The sequence below is a fragment of the Streptomyces sp. NPDC004284 genome, assembly GCF_042874035.1.
Classification (GTDB): Bacteria; Actinomycetota; Actinomycetes; order Streptomycetales; family Streptomycetaceae; genus Streptomyces.
In genome coordinates this window covers 104,047-119,655 of sequence record NZ_JBIAMJ010000010.1, presented here as the reverse complement: position 1 = coordinate 119,655, position 15,609 = coordinate 104,047, and the positions used below count along the sequence as shown (strand labels likewise).

Sequence of the window (15,609 nt, the reverse complement as noted above, 5' to 3'; positions counted from 1 at the left end):
AGGCGGCCCCGTCCGCCGCCTGCCTCAGTGCGCGGCGACCGCCTCATGCTGCGGCCGGCGACGTCTGAAGCCCTTGCCGAAACGCAGGTACAGGGAGGGTACGACCAGCAAATTCAGCAGGGTGGACGTAACCAGACCGCCCACGATGACCACGGCGAGCGGGTACTCGATCTCGTGGCCCGGCCGGTTGCCGAGGAAGACCAGGGGCAGGACCGCGAGTCCGGTGGCCAGGGAGGTCATCAGGATGGGGGACAGCCGTTCGCGCGCACCGCGCAGCACCAGGGCGGGCCCGAAGGCCATGCCCTCGTGCTCCTCCAGGTGCTGGAAGTGGTTGATCATCAGGATGCCGTTGCGCGCGGCGATGCCGAGCACGGTGAAGAAGCCGACCAGGGAACCCAGCGTGATGTTCCCGCCGGCGATCCAGACCGCGAGGACGCCGCCGACCAGGGCCATGGGCAGGGTGAGGAAGGACAGCAGCGCGAGCCGCCAGCTGCGGAAGGAGACCTGGAGCAGGACGAAGATCGCCAGGGCCGCGAAGATCGCGCTGTAGAACAGGACCCGCTGGGCGGCCTGCCGCTCCTCGTGCTCGCCGAGGAGCTCGGTGTGGTAGCCGCGGGGGAAGTCCGTGGAGGCGATCGCCTTCCTGACGTCCGAGACGACGGCGCTGAGGCCGCGTCCGGAGACGGAGGCGTTCACGTCGAGGTGGCGCGAACCGTTCTCGCGGGCGATCACGTTCGGCTGGGGCTCGATGACCACCTGGGCGACGTCACCGAGCGGGACCGTGGTGCCGGCGGGCGTGTCGATCGGGAGCCGGCTGATGGCCGCCACGTTGCCGCGCGTCTCGGGGGTGCTCCACACCACCGTGTCGTAGGCCCTGCCGCCGCGGAAGATGTCCCCGACCTCCTCGCCGGCCACGAGGGTGGACGCGGCGCGGCGCACGTCGCCGGGCTTCAGCTCGTACTTCGCCGCCTTGTCGACGTCGACCCTCACCTGGACCTGCGGGACCTCGACCTGGAGGTCGGCGTGGACGTCGCCGGTGCCGCCGATCTTGGCGATCTTCTCCTGGAGCTCCAGGCCCTTCTCGCGCAGGACCTTCTGGTCCTGGCCGTAGAGACGGACGACGATCGGGTACTTGGAGCCGGTGAGGACCTCGTCGACGCGCTCGTTGAGGTACGTCTGGACGTCCTGTTCCATGCCGGCGTACCGCGCCACGGTCTCCTTGATCCGCGTGAGGGTCTTGTCGTAGTCGGCCTTGGGCTCGATGCCGATCCAGCCCTCGCCGAAGTTGACCCCGGCGATCTCGTCGCCCAGGAACGCCTGCCCGATGTGGGCCCCGAAGACGTCGCGCACCCCGGGGATGGCCCGTACCTCACGGCTCAGCCGGGAGACCATGCGCTGCTCTTCCTGCACGGACGTGCCGGGCGTGGTGATGAAGTGCACCAGGAAGTCCCGCTCCTTGAAGGAGGGCAGCAGGGACTGGCTGAGCTGGGGCACGAGGAGCGCCGCGACGACCACGAGCACGCCGGACACCAGGTAGGCGTGGATCGGCCGCTTGACGATGCGCCGCAGTCCCGCCGTGTAGCCGGTCTGCAGCCGGCGGAGCAGCGGGGACTGCCGGCGTTCGACCTTGGCCCTGCGCAGCATGATCAGGCACAGGGCGGGGGTCACCGTCAGGGCCACGACCATGGAGGCGAGGATGGCGAGCGTGTACGAGACGGCCAGCGTCCGGAAGAAGGAGCCGGCCACTCCCTGGAGCAGGAACACCGGCACCGTGGCCACGACGATGATCATCGTGGCGTAGACGATCGGGCTCCGGACCTCCAGCGAGGCGTTCAGGATGATCTTCGCGACCGATGTGTCGCCGCCGGCCCTCCGGTGCTCGCGGAGCCGTCTGAGGATGTTCTCGACGTCGATGATGGCGTCGTCCACGACGGCGCCCAGCGCGATCACGAGTCCGGCGAGGGCCATCGTGTTGATGGTGTCCCCGCGCCAGTGGAGCACGAGCACGGCCGCCATGAGGGACAGCGGGATCGTCAGCAGGCTGATCAGCGCGACGCGCCACTCGTAGAGGAACGCCGCGAGGACCACGACGACGAGCAGGAAGCCGAGCACCAGGGCCTGGGTCAGATTGTCGATCGCGGTGTGGATGAAGTCCTGCTGCTGGAAGACGGTCGTGTCGAAGTGGATGCCGGGCAGGCCGGGTTCGAGGGTGGCGATCGCCTTCTCGACGTTCTTGGTGATCTCCGGGGTGTCGCCCCAGGGCAGCTTCTCGACGATCAGCAGCAGACCGGGGTCGCCGCCGACGATGGCGCTGCCGCCCAGCGGCTGGTGGGCCTCCTCCACCCGGGCCACGTCCCCGAGCCGGACGGTGCCGCCGCCCGCCGTGGAAACCGGCACCTGGGAGAGGTCGGCGGGCGACACGACCGGCAGGACGTGCCGGATGCCGAGGCGCTGCGTGGGGGTCTCGATCCAGCCGCCGGTGCCGATGACCGAACCGGTGGTGAACTTCAGCAGACCGGAGTCGACCGACTCGCCGGTGGCCTCCATGACGTCGTCGAGAGCGACCTTGTGGGCCTGCATCCTGAGCGGGTCCACCTGCACGGTCATCATCTTCAGCCGCTCGCCGAAGATGCTCACGTTGGCGACGCCGGGCACCCGCAGCAGCCGGGCCCTGACCTCCCAGTACGCCGTCATGGACATCGACATCAGGGCCTTGTCGGAGTGGTCGTCCGAGGACATCCCGATCTTCATGACGCGGCTGGTCGCGGCGACGGGCGGCATGATCACCGGTGGCGACGCCCAGGTCGGCAGGGAGTGGGACACCTGCTGCACCCGTTCCTGGACCTCCTGCCGTGCCTTGAAGATGTCGGTCCCCTCGTGGAAGATCAGCTGGATCGACGAGAGCTGCGCGATGGACTCGGAGCGCAGGTCGTCGAGGCCGCCGAGGCCGTTGAGGGACTGTTCGAGCGGAACGGTGACGAGGGACTCGACGTCGCCCGTGGACAGGCCGAGGCAGGTCGTCTGGATCTCGACCCGCGGCGGTGCGAACTCGGGGAAGACGTCCACCCGCTGCTGGGGCAGCGACGTGATGCCCACGACCATCATCACCGCGGCCGCGGCGACCACGAGGTAGCGGAAGCGCAGGCTGGACCGGACGATCCAGCGCATCAGGGTGCCGCGTTCCCCGGACATCAGTGCTCGCCGTCCGTCTCGTACTCGATGCCGAGGAGTTCGGCGGCCCCGACCGTCACGACGGGGGTGCCCTTCGGGAGGCCGGACTTCACGACCGCGTAGTCCTTACCGAACGTCCCCAGTTCGACGGGGGTCCGGATGTAGACGAAGGGCTTCGGGTTGGTGAAGGCGAAGGTCCTGCCCTCCGGGTCGTAGACCACCGCTTTCAGCGGGATGAGGGTCTGCGGCGGTCCGGTGCCGTCCAGCGGCGCCTGGCGCAGCGGCTCCGTCGTGATGTGGATCCGCGCCGCCGTGTCCTCGGCCAGGGTCAGATGGGGGATCTTCCCCTCCGGGACCTGCTCGATCTCGGCGGGCGGCTGTTCGGACTCCTCGGCCGCCGAGGCCGAGGAGGAGTGCGAGTCGGCGCAGGCCGTCAGGCCCGCTCCGCCGGCGAGCAGCAGCCCCGCGGCCGACAGGCCCACGGCCCACCGGCGCCCGGTGCGACGCCGGCGCCCGCCGCGGGGCGCCTCCCGCCGTTCCGTCCTGCGGTCGTCCGCGGCCGTCACGTCCGGGGCCGGTCCCGCCGTCGAAAGGTCGGGTTCCGGGCCGGCACGGCGCTGTCCGCGGCCGCCGGGGGAGGAGAAGAAGCGGATGTAGAGGGCGGGCACGATGAACAGCGTGACGAGGGTCGAGGTGACCAGGCCGCCGAGCACGACGACGGCCAGCGGGTGCAGCACCTCCATGCCCTCGACGGTTCCGAGGAAGACCGCGGGAAGCACCGCGACCGCCGTGGCCAGCGCGGTCAGCAGGACCGGGCCGACCCGGTCGCGCGTGGCGTCGACGATGCGTCGCGGGTCGGCGGTCCCGTCCTCGTGCGGCTCGGTCTCCTGGTAGCCGCGGATGAGCAGCACCAGGTTGCGTACGGCGATGCCCACCACGACCAGGAAGCCGCCGAGCGCGCCGATCGACGTGACGCCGTCGACGGCGAACGCGGTCAGCACGCCGCCGACACCGGCCAGCGGCAGGGCGAGCAGGACGAGCGTCGCGGCCCGCCAGCTGCCGAAGACCGCCTGCAGGAGGAGGAAGGTGCCGAGCAGAGCGGCGGCCACCAGACCCGCGATGCGCAGATCATGGCTCTGCTGGTGGGCGACGTCGCTCTGCACCTCGGCGTGGAACTCGTACGGCATCGGCATCGCCTGGACGCGGGTCCTGACGTCGTCGAGGACGGAGTTCAGATCACGCCCGCTGACGTCGGCGACGACGTCGAGGCTGCGCGAGGTGGCGTCGTGCTCGATGACCGTCGGGTACGGCGTGACGCGGACGGTGGCGACGTCGCCGAGGCGGACGTGGCCGCCGTTCGGCGTGTCGATCAGGAGGTCGTGGACGTTCTGCGGGGCGGAGCGCGTCCCGGGCGAACCCCACACCACGACGTCGAAGACCTTCTGCTCCTCGTACAGACTGCCCACCGGCAGGCCGGAGAAGTAGGTGGCGGCCGTGCGGCGGACGTCACCGGGCTTGATCCCGTGGCTCTGCGCCGCCGCGAGGTCGACCTTGACCTCGATGGTCGGCTCCTCGGCCACGGCCGGGACCTGCGGCCGGACGACTCCGGGGACCTGCGAGAGGACCTTGCTCACCTGTTCGGCCTGGTGTCGCAGTACGCCCAGGTCGTTGCCGTAGACGCGGACGACGACGGGCGGCCCGGCGCCGTCCTCGGCCCGGACCTCGTCGAGGCGTGCCTGCGGGTACGTCACCACGTCGCTGTCGAGACCGGCCTGGTCGTGCATGGTGCGGTTGATCGCGGCGACGGTCCTGCCGTAGTCGGCCGAGCTCTTGAGGTTGACCCAGAACTCGCCGGAGTTGACGTCGACGACCTGGTCGGACTCCCTGGCGCGGCCCACGTGCGCCCCGACGCTCTCGACGCCCGGCAGCGCGCGCAGCTGGTCGGCGGCCGCCTGGCCGAGGCGGTCCATCTCCGGCAGCGACGTCCCGGGCGCGGCCTCCACCTGGACGAGCAGCTCGCGCTGGTGCAGGGCCGGGATGGGAGAGGCGCCGTCGAGCTGCGGCCACACCGCGAAGCCGGCGGCCGCCAGTACGCCGGCCGCGACCAGCGCCCGGCCCGGCCGGAGCACGGTCTTGGGGCTGATCCGGTCGAAGCCGCGGTGGAGCCGTCCGAGCAGCGGGTTGCGGGGGTGGCCGAGCCGGGTGCGCGCGAGCAGCAGGGCGGCCAGTACGGGGGTGAGCGTCAGGGCGACGACGGTGGAGGCGAGCACCGCGAGCACGTACGACAGGGCCAGGGGCCGGGCGAACGCTCCGCCCACCCCGTTCAGGAAGACGACGGGCACCACGGCGAGGAGCAGGATGAGCGTGGCGAAGAAGACGGGCCGCCGCACCGCCGCCGTGGCGTCGACCACGACGTCGGCCACCGACCGGCGCTCACCGGAGCTCCGGCCCTCGCGCTCGAACTGTCCCTGGATGCGGTCGAATCCGATGACGATGTCGTCGATGACGGCGCCGAGGGCGATCGCGAGCCCGGCCAGGACCATCATGTTGAAGGTCGAGCCCTGGAGGTAGAGCACCCACAGGGCGGTGATCTCCGCCATGGTGATCGAGACGAGGCTGATCAGGGCGACGCGCCAGGAGAGGAAGTACAGGCCGAGCAGCATCGAGACGGCCGGCACGGCGACGAGCACCCACAGCCCCACGTGGTCGAGCGCCGTGTCGCCGAAGGACGCCGGCCGGTACACATGGGTGTCGACGGTGATGCCGGACAGTCCGGGCTGGAGTTCCGCCATCGCCTTCTCGACGGCGTGCGTGACCTCGCGGGTGTTGGCGTCGGGGTACTTCTCGACCACCAGCATGATCCCGGGGCCGTCGCTCAGCATCACGTCGCCGATGAGGGGCTGGTGGTCCTCCACCACGGTGGCCACGTCACCGATGCGCAGCTGCTTGCTCGCCGTGTCCTCCAGGGCCACCGAAGCCAGGTCCTGCGCCTTGGTGATGGGCAGCACGTGCTGGATCGCCAGGCGCTGGCTCGGCGTGTCGATGAACCCGCCGGTGCCCGGTGTCGAGGCCTCCACGAAGGTCAGCGGCGACACCCACAGCGCGTTGCCCGTCGTGCGGACCACCTGGTCCAGCGAGACGCCCCGGGCGCGCAGCTGCTCCGGGTCGACCTGGACCTGGAGCTGGCGGTCCCGCTCACCCCAGATGACCACGTTCGCCACGCCCGGAATGCCGAGCAGGCGCGGCTTGATGTTCCACCGTGCGAGGACGGACATGTCGATGCGGGAGACGTCCTTCGAGGACAGCCCGATCATCATGACCCGGCTCGTCGACGACAGCGGCTGGATCATGACCGGCTGCTTGCCCACCTGGGGCAGGCCGGCCACCTGGATCAGCCGTTCCTGGACGGCCTGCCGGGCCTTCTGCTGGTTCGTGCCCGGCTCGAAGACCAGGTTGACGGAGGACAGACCGGGGGCCGATTCGGAGGTGATCTCGTCGAGCCAGGCCACGCCGTTCAGCAGGTCCTGCTCCATGGGGACGGTGATGAGCTGCTCGACCTCGGCCGCCGAGAGGCCCGGCGCCTCGGTCTGGATCTGCACCTGCGTCGGGGCGAACTCCGGGAAGACGTCCGTCGACGCCGCCTTCGGGAGCTGGAGGAAGCCCAGGGCCATCACGGCCGCCGCCACGCCGAGGACCAGATTCCGGAACGTGAGACTGAGGGAAAGGATTCTGTGGACCACGGCGAGGTCCTGCCTTCCAGGACGACTGCGCGTTCCGCCGACCCACCCTCGCCATGAACGGGCGAATCGCCGGCCATGTCTCTCTCGGATAGATACGGTGTAAACCTACTGCGTAGGTGAATTTATTGTCAATTTCACGCCAAAAGTGACTATTCGGTAGTCAAGGTGGGAAAGGGGTCGATTCGCTTCGTCTTCCGTGACCGTGTTGGTTAGGGTGACGAGGAGAGGCTGACCCCGATGCCCCCGGCCAAGTGACCGGCTGGGAAAGCGAGTTCGGGGCAGATGCGACGGGGGGCTCGCCTTGGAACGACCGACGGAAACGGATCCGGAGCCCGCGGCGCTGCCCCCGGCCCTGCGCTCCTGGCTCGGTCCGGTCGCGGTCCTCGCCGCGACGGCGGCCACCGTGCTCGGAATCCGGTACGCGGGACACAGCAGGCCCGGCGCGGTGGACGCGCGGATCTGGGCGGCGGCGCAGGGGGTGGGGCAGCCGTGGCGGTTCGTCGCCGATGCCACGGACTTCCTGGGGGAGCCCGCCGGATCCGTGCTGCTGGTCGCGGCCACGGTGACGGGCTGCCTGCTGTTACGGCGCCCCCGCGCCGCGGTGCTCGTCGTCGTCGGCACCGGGGTGAGCGTAGGGGCGACGAAGCTGCTCAAGCCCCTGGTGGGACGCACCATCCACGGCGGGCACTTCTCCTACCCGAGCGGGCACACCGCCTTCCTCACCGCGTTCGCCCTCGTGACGGCGCTGCTCGTGACCGGCCGGCTCGGCCTCGGCAGGACGGCCGGCACGGCACTCGTGCTCGCCGTGGCGTCGGCCGCCGGCGCCCTGATGGGCTGGGCACAGGTCGCCCTGGACGCGCACTACCCGACCGACGTCCTCGGCGGCCTCTGCACCGCGCTGGCGGTGGTCCCGGCCGTCGCGTGGCTGGTCGACCGGACGGCCGACCGGTTCGCCGACCGGTCGGCCGACACCGGTCGGCGACAGCACCGCTGACGTCACGTCACCTCACGTCGTGGCACGTCATGCCAGGCGGCGGAACACCGGCTTCACCGGCCGCCCGGCCAGCCAGGGGGTGGGATCGGCGGCCTCCAGTGCCTTCCGGTACCCCGCGCAGGCCTCGGCCACCACCTCGACGGTGCGGTCGATGTCGGCGTCGTCGAGCGCGCTGCTCACCACGAAGGACGGGGCCAGCACCCCGCCCGCGAGGAGCCCGCGGAGGAACAGCGTGCGGTACTCCTGTGACGGGCGCAGGTTCTCGTCGAGGGTGGCGAAGACCAGATTGCTGGCCCGGCCCCGTACGACGACGTGGTCGCCGACGCCCATGGACGCCGCGGCCTCGCGGACACCGGCGGCCAGCCGCTCGCCGAGGGCGTGCAGCCGCGCGGTGACGCCCTCCTCGACGTAGGTGGTCTGCACGGCCATCGCGGCGGCCAGCGAGTGCGTCTCCGCACCGTGCGTGGTGGACAGCAGGAACACCCGGTCGTCGGAGTGCCGCAGCCCGCCCCGCTCCATCAGCTCGCGGCGCCCGGCCAGCGCGGAGACGGCGAACCCGTTCCCCAGCGCCTTGCCGAACGTGGAGAGGTCGGGGACGACGCCGTACAGGCCCTGGGCGCCCGCCTCGGACCAGCGGAAGCCGGTGATCATCTCGTCGAAGATCAGCACGCATCCGTGCCGGTCCGCGAGCTCGCGCAGCCCGGCGAGGTACCCGGGCGGGGGCTCGGCGTGACCGGCGGGTTCGAGTATCAGACAGGCGACCTCCCCCTCGTGCCGGACGAGCAGCTCCTCCGTCGCGGCCAGGTCCCCGTACGGGAACGACACGGTGAGCTCGCTGGTCGACGCCGGGATGCCGGCGGACATCGGCGTGGTGCCGATGAACCAGTCGTCGACGGAGAAGAACGGATGGTCGCCGCAGAGGGCCACCCGCGGGCGCCCGGTGACGGCGCGGGCCAGACGCACCGCGGCGGTGGTGACGTCGGAGCCGTTCTTCGCGAACTTCACCATCTCGGCGGTCGGCACCGTGGCGAGGAAGCGTTCCGCGGCCTCGACCTCCACGATGGACGGCCGCACGAAGTTGCTGCCGCGGTCCAGCTCCCGCCGCGCCGCCTCGGTCACGCGGGGGTGGGCGTGGCCCAGGCTGACCGACCGCAGGCCGGAGCCGTACTCGATGTAGCGGTTGCCGTCGATGTCCCACACATGGGCACCGCGGCCGTGGCTGATGACCGGGGCCAGGTCCTCGGGGTACTGGTCGTCGCCCTTGGCGTAGGTGTGCGCGCCCCCGGGGATCAGGGCGTGCAGCCGCTCGTTCGCCGTCCGCGACCGGGGCAGGAAGGGCTTCTCGGTGTCTCGGATCTCCATGCTGCTCTCACTTCTCTTCTCGCCTCGGGACCGCGGCGGGTTCACGTCTTGCTCAGGACCTCGGCGAGGCTCGGCGCCTCCCGGTCCCGCTGGGTCATCGATGTGGCCGGCAGCGGCCAGGGAACGGCGAGCTCCGGATCGTCGAAGGCGATCGTCACGTCCTCGGCCGGATCGTGCGGGCGGTCGATCCGGTACGAGACGTCCGCGGTCTCGGTCAGCGCCTGATGGCCGTGCGCGCACCCCGCCGGGATGTACAGGCTCGTCTGCGTCTCGCCGGACAGCTCGAAGGAGGCCACGTTGCGGTAGGTCGGCGAGTCCGGCCGCAGGTCGACGACGACGTCGAAGACCCTCCCGTACGAGCAGCGCACGAGCTTGGCCTCGCCGGCGCCCGAGCGCAGGTGCAGCCCGCGCAGCACGCCCCGGACCGAGCGGGACACGCTGTCCTGGACGAAGGCGTCCGGGTCGAGGCCCACCGAGCGGATCACGTCGGCGTCGAAGGTGCGGCAGAAGAAGCCGCGTTCGTCGACGTGCGGGGTCGGCACGAACAGGTACGCGCCGGCGATCTGGGGAACTGCGGTCGCTTTCACGGGGTCTCCTGCCGGGCACGGCTGTGCCGGGTGGTCGGGAACAGGGCCGCGGTCAGGGCGGCGAAATGGTGTTCGAGGTCACGGGCGGCGTCCCGGTTCCGCTCGGCGAGGATCCGCCGTACCTCCGCCGAGCGCCGCTCCAGCGCCCGGAACTGTTCGAGCAGCCGGTCCGCGTCGACCTCGCGGGCCGGATGGCAGTACTCGGCGAGGCCCATCTGCGCCATCAGCGCGTCGCTCTTCACGGCGTAGCCGACCGCGAGCGTCGGTGTGCCGACCTTCAGCGCGCAGATCAGGTTGTGGTAGCGGGTCGCCACCACCGTGTCGACCGCCGCCATCTCCTTCATCAGGTCGGCCAGCGAGGCCGTCTCGGCGGCGGTGACCAGCGGCGAGTCCACCGCGTCGAGGATCGCGGCGACCACCGGGGCGTCGACCGCGTCGCCGGTGAGCAGCCGGACCGGCCTGCCGTCCTCGACCAGCGCGCGGACGAAGCGGATCTTCCCTTCGAGGTACCGCCGGTGGATCTCCTCGGCCCGCGCCCGGTCGTCGTCGCCGCCGTGGAAGGCCATGACGCCGACGCCGACCGGGCCCGGCGGATCCGAGGGCACGCCCGGCGGCGGTGCCGGCAGGGAGAACGCGAGGTCCGGGTGGACCTCGTCGCGCCGGGTGTCCACGCCCATCGCCCGCATCGCGTCGCGGGACGGGGCGTCCCGGTAGGAGCGGTACGCGGCGAGCCGCGCCGACCAGCGCACCAGGGCCCGGGTCGACCGGTTGCCGATCGGGGCGGCGCCGACGCCGACCAGCGCGACCCGGGCGCCGAGCAGCCGGCCGGAGGCGCAGAGCAGGAACAGCGCGTACGGGAAGCCCCACGGCCGCAGCGGCAGCGTGGCCTCCAGGACGCCCATGCCCGGCACGATCACCACGTCGTGCCGGCGCACCCAGGCGGCGGTGCGGAAGGCGTCGACGATCTTGCCCAGGCCCTTCCCCGCGATCGCGCCCGCGCGGGACGCGGTCCGGTACTCCCCGCGGTACCAGTGCAGCCGCGTGGCGGGGATCCCGAACCGGCCCGCGACGACCTCGGGGCCGCCGCACAGCGCGTCCACGACCGCCTCCGGGTGCCGGCCGCGGAGGTAGCCGAGCACGGCTTCGAGCGAGCCGTCGTTGCCGAGGTTGCCGGAGCCGAGCAGGCCGAAGACCCCTACGCGTACCGGAGTCATGACCGCCTTCCTTCACGCCCCGCCACCAGCTCGTCGACCGAGACGCCGAGCAGCGCCGGGTCGACCGGTGCCCGGTCCTCGACCCGCTCGCCGGCGCCGCCCGGACGGGCCCGGCTGGTCGCCCACTCGGACAGGTGGCGGTAGCAGGCGCGCCGGTCGGCCGCGGACAGCGGCGCCCGCTGGATCGCCGAGACGAAACCCCAGACGTACTCGGCGAGCAGCCGGGGCGTCGGGTGCAGCAGACCGGCCCGGCGCGGATCCAGGTTGACGCACCGGGAGCGCTTGGAGGGGTTGGCCCGCTCGGCGCGGGTGGGGTGGTCGCGGCGGAAGTACAGCAGCTCCGGCACCTGGTGGAAGGGCCCGTGCAGGCCGATCTCGGAGACGAACGTGCGGTCCGCGTGGTGGTAGCTGTCGAGCGGCTTCACCCGGCGCAGCACATCGGCCCGCATCACCCCGTAGAAGTCGTCGCCGCCCGGCTCGAACAGCATGCTGCGGAAACGCACCGGCGCCTTCGGGGAGCCGGTGGCGAGCGTGTACTCGTACGGGACCTTCACCTGGCCGTCCTCGTCGATGACCGCCTGGTCGGCATGGGCGAGGATCACGTCCGGCCGCTCGTCGAGCGCCTCCACGCAGCGCTTCAGCAGGTCCCGGGCGTACAGGTCGTCGTGCGAGGCCCACTTGAACAGCTCGGTGCGGCACTCGGCGAACACCCGGTTGTGGTTCGGCGTCGCGCCGACGTTCCGCGGCAGCCGGATGTACCGGATGCGCGTGTCCTTCTCCGCGTACGCGCGGCAGACGTCCTGGGTCCCGTCGGTCGAGGCGTTGTCGGAGACGACCAGCTCGAAGTCCCCGTAGGTCTGGCCGAGCAGGGCGTCGAGCGATTCGGCGAGGTACTCCTCGCCGTTGTACACGGGCAGGCCGATGGTCAGCCTGGGTCGGGCGGTCATGAGGTCCTCACTTCGGGGATCGAGTTCACGTGGTGCTCGCGCCGGCCGGCGCGCAGGTGCAGCCACCACACGGCCGAGCTGCCGACGGTCGCGGCGGCGACGCCCCAGGCCGAGCCGACCGTGCCGGCCACGGCCGCCCCGCCGAGCCCGCCGCCGGCGTAGCAGACGGAGGCGAACAGCTGGGCGCGCAGGCTGCGCCGGGCCGCGCCGAGCGCACGCAGCCCGGCCGCCGCGCCGGTGCCGAGGCCGGCGCCCGCGACACTGAGCGTGGCCGGCACGATGAGCTCCGAGGCGGCGTGCCAGACGCCGCCGAGCACGAGCTCGCCGAGCCGGTCCGGCAGGAGGAGCAGCGCCGCGCCCCAGAGCAGCGCGGCGACGGCCTGCCCGCCGCCGAGCAGCAGACAGAACCGGCCGAGCCGGTCCGGGGCCCGCCGCAGCACCCGGGCCGCCTCGGCGACGGTGACGAGGGACAGGCCCATGAGCAGGGCGAGGAACGGGCCTTGCAGGAGTTCCGCGCCCCGGACCGCCCCCACCGCGCCGACGCCGGCGATCGCGCCGAGTCCGTACGCCCGCAGCTGGCCCGCGCCGCTGAGGCTGCTGTTCTCGACGAGGTACCGGTAGCCGAGGTCGCGCTGCTCGCGGAGCCACCCGCGGGCCTGCGCGAGGCGGGGCCGGATGCCGGACTGGAGGGAGCCGTAGCCCGCGGCGACCGCCGCGGACCCGCCCCAGGCGAGCACGAAGGCGGCCACGCTGCCCACGCGCGCCGCCACGACCATGGCGGGGACGAGCGCGACGCCCCACACCAGGTCGTTGAGGAACGCCTTCTTCCCGGCGCCGGCCGCGAAGAAGGCGAACCGCCAGGCGTCCTGGAGCAGCAGCCCCGGCAGGACGACGCCCAGGCAGGCGAACGCCGGCCCCACGTTGCCACCGAGGGCGAGCCCGACCAGCAGGCACACCGCGCCGACGGCGGCGCCGAGGCCGAGCGCGGCGCCCGACGACCGGGCCACCGCCGCGCGCCAGGACGCCTCCGGCACGGCGCTGAACCGCACCACCAGCGGGTCGGTGGCCAGCCCGCGGGAGGCGCCGAGCACCACGCCGTACGTCACCCAGGCCAGGCTGAACACGCCGAACGCGGTCGGCCCCAGCGAGCGCGCCACATAGACGCCCACCGCGAAGTTGCTCATGCTGGAGGCCGCCTGGTCGGCCAGTCCCCAGGACAGGCGGCCGACGACGGCCCGGCGGGCGGACCCGGCCGGTGCCGTCGTCTTCTCCTCCTCGGTGGTCATCGGTGTCATGCCTTGATCAGCTCGGCGGCGCCCAGGGCGTCCGCCGCGACGACGACGGTGTCGAACGGCAGCCCGGACCGCTCGGCCACGTCCAGCAGGCTGTGCTCGCCGTCGGACATGCTGAGCACCCAGAGCATGGCCATCTGGGCCTCCTTCGCGTCGCTGCGGCCGCCGAGCGATTCGTACAACCCCCGCCTGCCCAGCTGTGGTTCGCCGTACGGGCTGAGGTTGACGTACCGCCGGTTGCGGTCGAGCACCGCGAACGCCGCGCGGCAGACGGCGAGCGTGTCCGCCATCGCCTCCGGGGAGACGAAGTCCGGGTTGTCCGCCGAGGTGTGGTACTCGGGGTAGCCGGCGTACGGGGTCCGGCTGAGCGAGCCCACGCCGAGGTCGAACCCGGGCGAGCAGTACTGCCGCTCGTCGTATCCGTACGGCGTGAACTCGGCGACGCGGTGCGGGCGTTCGGAGGTGGTCAGCACATGCCGCATCACCCGGTCGATCTCCGCGTCACCGCGCCTGCTCCGCTTGTACGTCAGCTGCCCCGGGTCCCCGGCGCAGGCCAGCACCAGGCCGTGCTTGACCTGCTCGATCCGCTCCGCGTTGCGGGCCAGCCAGGTGATCGCCCCGATGGTCCCGGGCGCGAAGACGAACCGGTACGTGTAGTACGGCGTCGTCTCCGCCAGCGCCCGGGCCAGGAACACCGCCACCGCGACGCCGGCCAGGTTGTCGTTGGCCAGCGACGGGTGGCAGACGTGGCAGGAGACGATCACCTCGTCGGCGACCTGCCCGGGGACCACGTGCTCGGCGTAGGTGAGGTGGCCGTCCTCCAGGGTGGAGTCGATGCGCACCTCGTACTCGCCGTCCGGCAGCGCGTCCAGGGTCTCCTGGGCCAGGCAGAACCCCCATTCCGGCGTGTAGTAGCTGGTGCGGTACGGCACCCAGCCCGGGTGCTCGGGCAGGGTGTGCAGGTGCTCGCGCAGCTCGGCCAGCGGCATGGTCCGCGACACCGGCACGCTGTAGCCGAGCACGTGCAGGCTGGACGCGGCGAAGTCGACGACCCGCCTGCCCGTGTCGTCGGCGACGTACGCGTCCCGGATGTTCCACTCCTGCGGCACCGTCCAGTCGAGCACCTGCGTCCCCGTCGGCACCTCGTGCACCGTCAGCGGGACGTACTCGCCGACGATGTCCAGGGTGGCGCGCACCCCGTCGCCGGTGATGCTCCGGCACAGCGGGTACATCCGCTCCACCAGCGCGTGCATCTCCTCGCCGAGAGCGGCCGCGGTCATCGGCGCCACCGCAGGGTGTCGTCGACGGTGCCGGCCTCGGACGCCGCGCGCAGCACGGCGAGACGGGTGAAGCGCCGCTCGAAGTCCTCCTGGGTCAGCCCGTGCTCCCGGTAGGCCCCGGCGAGTTCGAGCGCGCCCCGCTCCACCGACCACTCGCAGTCGAAGCCGGGGATCGCCGCGCGGAACCGGGAGAAGTCCACCCGGTACGAACGCGGGTCGGCGCCGTTCTCCCCGGTGATCCGCACCTTCGCGCCGGACACCGCCTCGGCGACCTGCTCGGCGATCTCGGCGACCGTGACGTTGTTGCTCTCGCTGCCGATGTTGAACGCCCGGTCGTGCACGGCCTCCCGGGGCGCCTCCAGCGCGGCCGTGAAGGCCCGCGCGATGTCGGCGGCGTGCACCAGCGGCCGCCAGGGGGTGCCGTCGGAGAGCACGAGGACCTCGCCGGACAGCAGCGCGTGGCCCACCAGGTTGTTCAGCACGATGTCGGCGCGCAGCCGGGGCGAGTAGCCGAACGCGGTGGCGTTGCGCATGTACACCGGGGTGAAGTCCTCGTCGGCCAGCGCGTGCAGATCGTCCTCCACCCGCACCTTGGACTCCGCGTACGGCGTCACCGGGCGCAGCGGGGCGTCCTCGCCGACCAGGTCGTCGCCGCCGGCGGCGCCGTAGACGGAGCAGGTCGACGCGTACAGGAAACGCTTCACCCCGGCCTCGCGGGCCAGCCGGGCCAGCCGTACGGACGCGTGGTGGTTGATGTCGTACGTGAGGTCCGGCGCCAGCGATCCCAGCGGGTCGTTGGACAGCGCGGCCAGGTGGATCACGGCGTCCACCCCGGCCACGTGCTCGGCCGTGACGTCACGCAGGTCCACCCGGTGCCCGGACGGGTCAGCGGGCCGCGGACCGAGGACGCAGTCGGCGAACAGGCCGGAGTCGAGGCCGACGACTTCGTGTCCGGCGGCCGTGAGGACCGGGGCCATCACGGTGCCCAGGTAGCCCTGGTGTCCGGTCAGCAGTACGCGCAA

Annotated in this window: 10 protein-coding genes; 1 reads left to right on the top strand and 9 read right to left on the bottom strand. The window is 72.2% G+C overall.

Going from position 1 to position 15,609, the window contains the following annotated elements; all coding sequences use genetic code 11:
* Nucleotides 1–24: 24 nt before the first annotated feature.
* Nucleotides 25–3,192 carry an efflux RND transporter permease subunit gene (locus ACFYUS_RS25005; protein ID WP_388856145.1) on the bottom strand — a complete coding sequence of 1,056 codons (3,168 nt, stop codon included), beginning with the start codon at nucleotides 3,190–3,192 and terminating at the stop codon, nucleotides 25–27.
* Entirely contained in the window at nucleotides 3,192–6,911 is a 3,720-nt protein-coding gene (locus ACFYUS_RS25000) for an efflux RND transporter permease subunit (RefSeq protein WP_388856143.1), read from the bottom strand. Before ACFYUS_RS25000 ends, ACFYUS_RS25005 begins: the two co-directional genes overlap by 1 nt.
* 301 nt (nucleotides 6,912–7,212) lie before the next feature.
* Here ACFYUS_RS25000 and ACFYUS_RS24995 point away from each other — a divergent pair, with 301 nt between their 5' ends.
* The gene (locus ACFYUS_RS24995; protein WP_388856140.1) at nucleotides 7,213–7,905 is read left to right on the top strand and encodes a phosphatase PAP2 family protein; all 693 of its coding nucleotides are present in this window, start codon (nucleotides 7,213–7,215) and stop codon (nucleotides 7,903–7,905) included.
* A gap of 27 nt (nucleotides 7,906–7,932) precedes the next feature.
* On the opposite strand, the gene ACFYUS_RS24990 is transcribed toward ACFYUS_RS24995, so the two are convergent.
* Genes ACFYUS_RS24990 through ACFYUS_RS24960 form a run of 7 tightly spaced genes read right to left on the bottom strand, consistent with a single transcriptional unit; the run spans nucleotide 7,933 to nucleotide 15,609 of the window.
* Entirely contained in the window at nucleotides 7,933–9,267 is a 1,335-nt protein-coding gene (locus ACFYUS_RS24990) for a glutamate-1-semialdehyde 2,1-aminomutase (protein WP_388856138.1), read from the bottom strand.
* A gap of 41 nt (nucleotides 9,268–9,308) precedes the next feature.
* Complete coding sequence (locus tag ACFYUS_RS24985; RefSeq protein WP_388856137.1) at nucleotides 9,309–9,854, bottom strand: dTDP-4-dehydrorhamnose 3,5-epimerase family protein; 546 nt, start codon at nucleotides 9,852–9,854, stop codon at nucleotides 9,309–9,311.
* The gene (locus ACFYUS_RS24980) at nucleotides 9,851–11,068 is read right to left on the bottom strand and encodes a polysaccharide pyruvyl transferase family protein (RefSeq protein ID WP_388856135.1); all 1,218 of its coding nucleotides are present in this window, start codon (nucleotides 11,066–11,068) and stop codon (nucleotides 9,851–9,853) included. The genes ACFYUS_RS24985 and ACFYUS_RS24980 overlap by 4 nt, the downstream gene beginning before the upstream one ends.
* Nucleotides 11,065–12,015, bottom strand: a complete 951-nt coding sequence (locus tag ACFYUS_RS24975; protein WP_388856132.1) for a glycosyltransferase family 2 protein — start codon at nucleotides 12,013–12,015, stop codon at nucleotides 11,065–11,067. The genes ACFYUS_RS24980 and ACFYUS_RS24975 overlap by 4 nt, the downstream gene beginning before the upstream one ends.
* Nucleotides 12,012–13,301: a hypothetical protein gene (locus tag ACFYUS_RS24970; protein ID WP_388856478.1), complete on the bottom strand. Its 1,290-nt coding sequence runs from the start codon at nucleotides 13,299–13,301 to the stop codon at nucleotides 12,012–12,014. Before ACFYUS_RS24970 ends, ACFYUS_RS24975 begins: the two co-directional genes overlap by 4 nt.
* Before the next feature lie 5 nt (nucleotides 13,302–13,306).
* Nucleotides 13,307–14,596, bottom strand: a complete 1,290-nt coding sequence (locus ACFYUS_RS24965) for a DUF4910 domain-containing protein (RefSeq protein WP_388856130.1) — start codon at nucleotides 14,594–14,596, stop codon at nucleotides 13,307–13,309.
* Entirely contained in the window at nucleotides 14,584–15,609 is a 1,026-nt protein-coding gene (locus ACFYUS_RS24960) for an NAD-dependent epimerase/dehydratase family protein (RefSeq protein ID WP_388856128.1), read from the bottom strand. Before ACFYUS_RS24960 ends, ACFYUS_RS24965 begins: the two co-directional genes overlap by 13 nt.

Coding starts and splice junctions, on each gene's coding strand:
- ACFYUS_RS24975 (WP_388856132.1), bottom strand. CDS start 12,015: ATGACCGCCCGACCCAGGCTGACCATCGGCCTGCCCGTGTACAACGGC.
- ACFYUS_RS24990 (WP_388856138.1), bottom strand. CDS start 9,267: ATGGAGATCCGAGACACCGAGAAGCCCTTCCTGCCCCGGTCGCGGACG.
- ACFYUS_RS25005 (WP_388856145.1), bottom strand. CDS start 3,192: ATGTCCGGGGAACGCGGCACCCTGATGCGCTGGATCGTCCGGTCCAGC.
- ACFYUS_RS24970 (WP_388856478.1), bottom strand. CDS start 13,301: ATGACCACCGAGGAGGAGAAGACGACGGCACCGGCCGGGTCCGCCCGC.
- ACFYUS_RS24980 (WP_388856135.1), bottom strand. CDS start 11,068: ATGACTCCGGTACGCGTAGGGGTCTTCGGCCTGCTCGGCTCCGGCAAC.